We start from the raw sequence: 5,230 nt of genomic DNA, 5'->3' as shown, positions 1-5,230 counted from the left end.
GATCCGTCGACGTACGCGCCCCGCTCCTCGCGCCACAGGCCGAGCCGCAGCGTCGGGTCGCCGAGGACGCGCACCAGCGCCTCCCTGACCTTCGACGGATCGGGGTCGGTGCCGACGTCGATGACGAGCCCGCTGACCTCGGCCCGCTGCAGGTGCATGCGCAGCAGGCCGCCGAGGAAGGCGAAGGGGACGGCGACCTGGGCGAGGTCGGAGAGCAGGTACACGGCCTGTTCGGAGACCGAGCCGACCGCGCCGAACCACGGGACGACGTAGAACAGCATGTCCCACATCAGGAAGGCGACGGCGACGCCGATCCCGAACCAGGCGGGCAGCAGCGCGCGCCTGCGAGCGGCGGACGCGTGCCGCCAGCGCTGCACCAAGGCGACCGCGGCCACCACGGAGACCGCCCAGCCGGCCGCGTGGTACGCGGCGTCGAAGGCGCCGAACATGCCGTGCCAGGACGGGACGAGGAAGAGGTTGGGGCCGCAGTCGCGGCAGTCCAGGTAGGTGGCGCCGGTGTCGGACGACGGGTCGAACATGAAGGTGCGCAGCAGACCTCCGACGGCGACGAGCGCGTAGCCGAACTGGACGAGGCGCCGGGTCAGGACGGTGGTGAGCCGTCCCTCCGGGAAGGAGAGGACGAGGTGCAGGAGCACCGCCATGTTCAGCGCCTCCCACCAGGCGCCGAACGTGAACAGGGCCGGGACGGACGTCCCTTGGAGGTTGCCGAAGAACCAGGTGACGCCCTCGATCACCATGAGGCTGCCGGTGTTGTTGGCGGGCCTGCGCCGCCAGGCCAGGATCCCGGCGACCACGAACGCCCAGCCGACCGCGAGGTCGCGTACCAGATCGGAGGCCGAAGCCCCGGCGCGTTCGTACGCCCAGGAACCCGCGGCGCCGGACACGACGGAGAGGACCGCGGCCCCGGTCAGGCGCAGCCGAACCGCCCGCTCACCCTGACTGTCCACGGGCCACACGGTAAGCCATTCGGGGGACGGGAGCGTACGCCGGTCGGGACGGGAAGCCGCGGACGGGGCACAGGGTGAGGGGTGTTGCCGGAATTCGCCATGGCCATGACGTCCTCCTCAGTACTGTGGGGAGGCCACGTTGTCCAACGTGCGGCGAGGGGGACGCGGTGGGATCACGGAGGTTGCTGTCGTTCGCGGACGCGCTGGAGCTGCTGGGGGTGGAGTCGCCGCGGATCGCCGCGCTGGACCGGGCGTTGGGCGGCGCCCTGAACCTGGCGACCGGCGGGGCGAGCGGCACCGTGCTCGGCATGATGTCCGAGCGCGGCCGCATCGTGGGGCTCGGCCGGGACGCGGTGCGGGGTGTCGGGCGGCGGCTCGGGCGGGCCGAGGCCCGGGCCGAGCGGACCGAGGTGCTGCGGGCGGCGCACACCGTCATCGTGGTGGTGGCCTGGTTCCAGGCGCTGGAGGAGGCCGAACTACCTTTCCCACTGGACGATTTGGCCCTGTCCGACGACGAGCAGCTGGCCCTCGTGAGCGCATCCGACGAGTCCGGACTGGTGCACGGTCTGCTCGCGGCCGACGTGCCGTATCCGGCCCCTCATGAGGACTTCCTCGACGAACTCGACGTCTGGTACACCTCGTTGGCGCACCGGTTCACGGATTTCGTGCGGGGTCTGGCGCCGTGGGACCGGCTCACGGAGACGCAGCGGGCCACGTTCGCGCCGACCGTGCTCCAGGCCCGGACGGCGGCCGTGGCGCACTACCGCGGCCTCTATGCCCAACTCGCCCAGAGCGCTCCGGAGTTCACCCTGTGGATACAGGAGAACGAGCACCGGGCCACGCGCGCCGAGGTCCGCCGCGCCCTGGCCGGCATCGACGCGCTCCTCACCGTCACCGCCCGTGGGCTCACCGCGCCCGTCGACGTCGCCGCCCGCCTCGCCCGCGCGCACGAAGCGGCCCTCGACCACCCGGTCCTGGACACCGCGACGGCTCCCGGGGGCATCACCGTCCCCGCGCTGCGGGCCATGTACCTCGATCCCGACTTCCGGGTCGCGCAGCCGCACGGACAGTCGGGCCCCGCCGACGAGTCCTGGTGGGAACAGCGGGACGTACGGCACGACCTGACGCACTACCTCGCCGGCACGCTCACCAATCCGGCCCTCACCGAGGCCCCGCTCCTCGTCCTCGGCCAGCCCGGTGCGGGCAAGTCCGTGCTCACCCGGGTGCTGGCGGCGCGGCTGCCGGCCGCCGGGTTCCTGCCCGTGCGGGTCCCGCTGCGGGACGTCCGCGCGGAGGACGACCTCCAGGACCAGATCGAGCAGGCGATCCGCACGGCGACCGGCGAGCACACGGCGTGGCCGGAGCTGGTCCGGGCCGCGGGCGGCTCGACGCCCGTCCTGCTCCTCGACGGCTTCGACGAGCTCCTGCAGACCACCGGGGTCCACCACAACGACTTCCTGGTGCGCGTGGCCCGGTTCCAGCAGCGCGAGGCCGAACAGGGGCGTCCGGTCCTGGCACTGGTCACGAGCCGCACCGCGGTCGCCGACCGGGCCCGTTACCCCGACGGCATGGTGGCCCTGCGCCTCGAACCCTTCCGGCCCGAGCAGATCCAGCGCTGGCTCGCCATCTGGAACGACGCCAACGCCCCCGCCGGTCGCCCCCTCACCTGGGAAGCCGTCTCCCGGCATGCCGAACTCGCCGCCCAGCCCCTGCTGTTGACGATGCTCGCGCTGTACGACGCGACGGAGGGCGGCCTGAACCGCGGCGGCGGCGAACCGCTCGCCGTGACCGAGCTGTACGAGGAGTTGCTGTCGTCGTTCGCGCGGCGCGAGGTCGGCAAGACGACGCGGGGCGGCGTACCGGACCACGAGAGCGGCGAGCGCGTCGAGCAGGAGCTGCAGCGCCTCGCCCTCGTCGCGTTCGCCCTCGTCAACCGGCGGCGCCAGTGGGTCTCGGCGGACGAGCTCGACGAGGACCTCACCGCGCTCCTCGGCAGGCGCGCGGCCGCGGCCTCCGGGTTCCGCACGCCGCTGGGCGCGGCCGAGGTGGCCCTCGGCCGGTTCTTCTTCGTGCAGCGCTCCCAGTCGGTGCGGGACGGGAAGACGCTGTCGACGTACGAGTTCCTGCACGCGACGTTCGGCGAGTACCTGGTGATCAGGCTCGCCCTGCGCCTGCTCACCGACCTGCTCGCACCGCGCCCTTCGCTGTCCCTCGGCGCGTCCCGGATCGACGACGACCTGGCCTACGCCCTGCTGTCGTACGCACCCCTGTCCTCCCGCCAGATGCTGCGGTTCGCGCGCGGTCTCGTCGGACCGATGGACGCGCCGGAGCGGCAGCGGCTGGCGGCCCGGCTCATCCGGGTCCTGCACGAGCACGAGACCCGGACGGCCGACCAGCACCCGGGCTACCGGCCCGACGGACTGCGCACCGCCGCACGGCACGGCATCTACGGTTCCAACCTGGTGCTCATGATCATGGTGCTTGTGGGGCGGACGTCCGCGGCCGAGCTGTTCCCGCACTCCTCGGAGCCGGTGGGTTCCTGGAACCGGCACTGCATGCTGTGGCGTTCCTCGATGGACGAGCAGCAGTGGACGGACCTCGCCCTCGCCCTGACCGTGCGACGCCACTGGGACGCCGACGGCCGCCGGGCGCTGGAGATCTCGCTGCGCGAGGGCGAGGTCCGGGCCCCGGACCCCATCGACCCGAACTGGCTGTACCGCTACCCGGAGGGCCACGGCGGGCTCGCCTGGCAGCGCACCTACTGGGACGAGCTGTGGCACAAGCTGTCCCTGGCGGGGTCGACGAACGACTCCGTCGTGGGGCACGCGATGGACCCGGTGTTCCACAACCTCGGTCCGGCCGTGACCACGTTCGCGGCCGCGCCCGGCGCCCCCGCGACGTCGCTGGCGCACGACCTGTTACGACTGCTCCTGGACGACACCAGCATGATCCCGGGCGCCGAACTCGCCGCCCTGTACGACAGGGTGCTCCAGGGCGTCACCCTCCTCCCGGACCGGTTCCCCGCCCTCGACCGGGTCTGGGACGTGCTGCTCACGATGAGCCACCGTCACCGGGCCCGGCTGCCCGCGTCGGTCCTGGAGCGCATCGACGAGCTGCAGACGTATCTGGTGGACCACCTGCTCGCCGACTCCTCGGCCCTGCACCACCTGACCCGGCTCCGGCTGCGGCGCGTCGTCGAGCGCCACTACCCCGGCCGCCTGTCCCCCTGAGCGTCCCGACGGGCTCACCCGGTGACGGATGTTGCGATGCTGACTGATGAGGCAGTCAGATACGCAATGCGCTGGTGGAACTTGTTTCTCGGCCACAACGTGTTGAGTTCTTCTCAATACGTGGTTAGGGTCGTGCCCCGTGGAAACCGACGACGCCCCCGGCCGCGCTCCCCGCGCCGACACCGCCGCCCGTGTCCGTGAGGTCATCACGGCCGCGGGGGTCAGTCAGCGCGAGTTCGCGCGCCGCATCGTCATGGATCCGTCGAAGCTGTCGCGTTCGCTGAGCGGCACCCGCCGCTTCACGGCCGCCGAGCTGGCGCGGATCGCCGACGAGGGCCGGGTCGACGCGGGCTGGCTGCTCGGGGCACGGCCCCCGGAGCAACCGGCGGCCGTCGTCGCTCCGGTCGAGGGCGGGCGCGCACTGCAGATCGTCCGCGAGACGGTCCGGCTGATCGCCGAGCACGGTTTCCACGCGGTGCGGGTCGCCGACATCGCCCGCGCCTGCGCCACCAGCACCGCCGCGATCCACTACCACTTCCCGGGCCGCGCCGATCTGCTGGAGGCCGCGGTCCGCTGGTGCATGGACGAGGACACCGCCCGCCGCGCCGCCCGGCTCGCCGAGGCGGACGACGCGGTGGCGGAGCTGCGCCAGCTCATCGAGCTGCAGACGCCGCGCACCGCACAGCAGCGCCGCCAGTGGGCGGTCTGGCTCGACCTGTGGGCCGAGGCCGCGCGCTCCACGGCCGTGGGCGGACTGCACGCCGAGTACTACCGGCAGTGGCGGGAGACCGTCGCCGACGTCGTCCGCAGAGGCGTCGCGCAGGGCGTGTTCCGCCACGGGGTCGACCCGCAGGCGGCGGCGCTGACCCTGACCGCGCTGATCGACGGTCTGGCGACGCACGTGCTGTCGGCGGGCGACTCCGGCGCCGGCGCGGACGCGATGCACGCGGCGCTGCTGGCCCACGTCCACACCACGATCCTGGCTCACTAGCCGACTCCCCGGGGCAGGCGGGACTTTCACAACACGCCCTA

2 protein-coding genes and 1 pseudogene are annotated in these 5,230 nt (G+C 72.9%); 2 read left to right on the top strand and 1 reads right to left on the bottom strand.

The window, feature by feature from the left end; translation table 11 throughout:
- Positions 1-968 (bottom strand): annotated as a pseudogene (locus G3I40_RS11495) (hypothetical protein); the annotation flags it as partial.
- 167 nt (positions 969-1,135) lie between these two features.
- Here G3I40_RS11495 and G3I40_RS11490 point away from each other — a divergent pair.
- Together G3I40_RS11490 and G3I40_RS11485 are read left to right on the top strand one after the other, a co-directional pair.
- Positions 1,136-4,198, top strand: coding sequence for a hypothetical protein (locus G3I40_RS11490; RefSeq protein WP_164302065.1), 3,063 nt, complete (start codon positions 1,136-1,138; stop codon positions 4,196-4,198).
- 139 nt (positions 4,199-4,337) lie between these two features.
- Positions 4,338-5,189: a TetR/AcrR family transcriptional regulator gene (locus tag G3I40_RS11485; protein WP_164302064.1), complete on the top strand. Its 852-nt coding sequence runs from the start codon at positions 4,338-4,340 to the stop codon at positions 5,187-5,189.
- Positions 5,190-5,230 lie beyond the last annotated feature (41 nt).

This window comes from Streptomyces sp. SID14478, from assembly GCF_010548525.1.
Lineage (GTDB): Bacteria > Actinomycetota > Actinomycetes > Streptomycetales > Streptomycetaceae > Streptomyces.
This window is presented reverse-complemented; position numbering and strand designations above follow the sequence as displayed.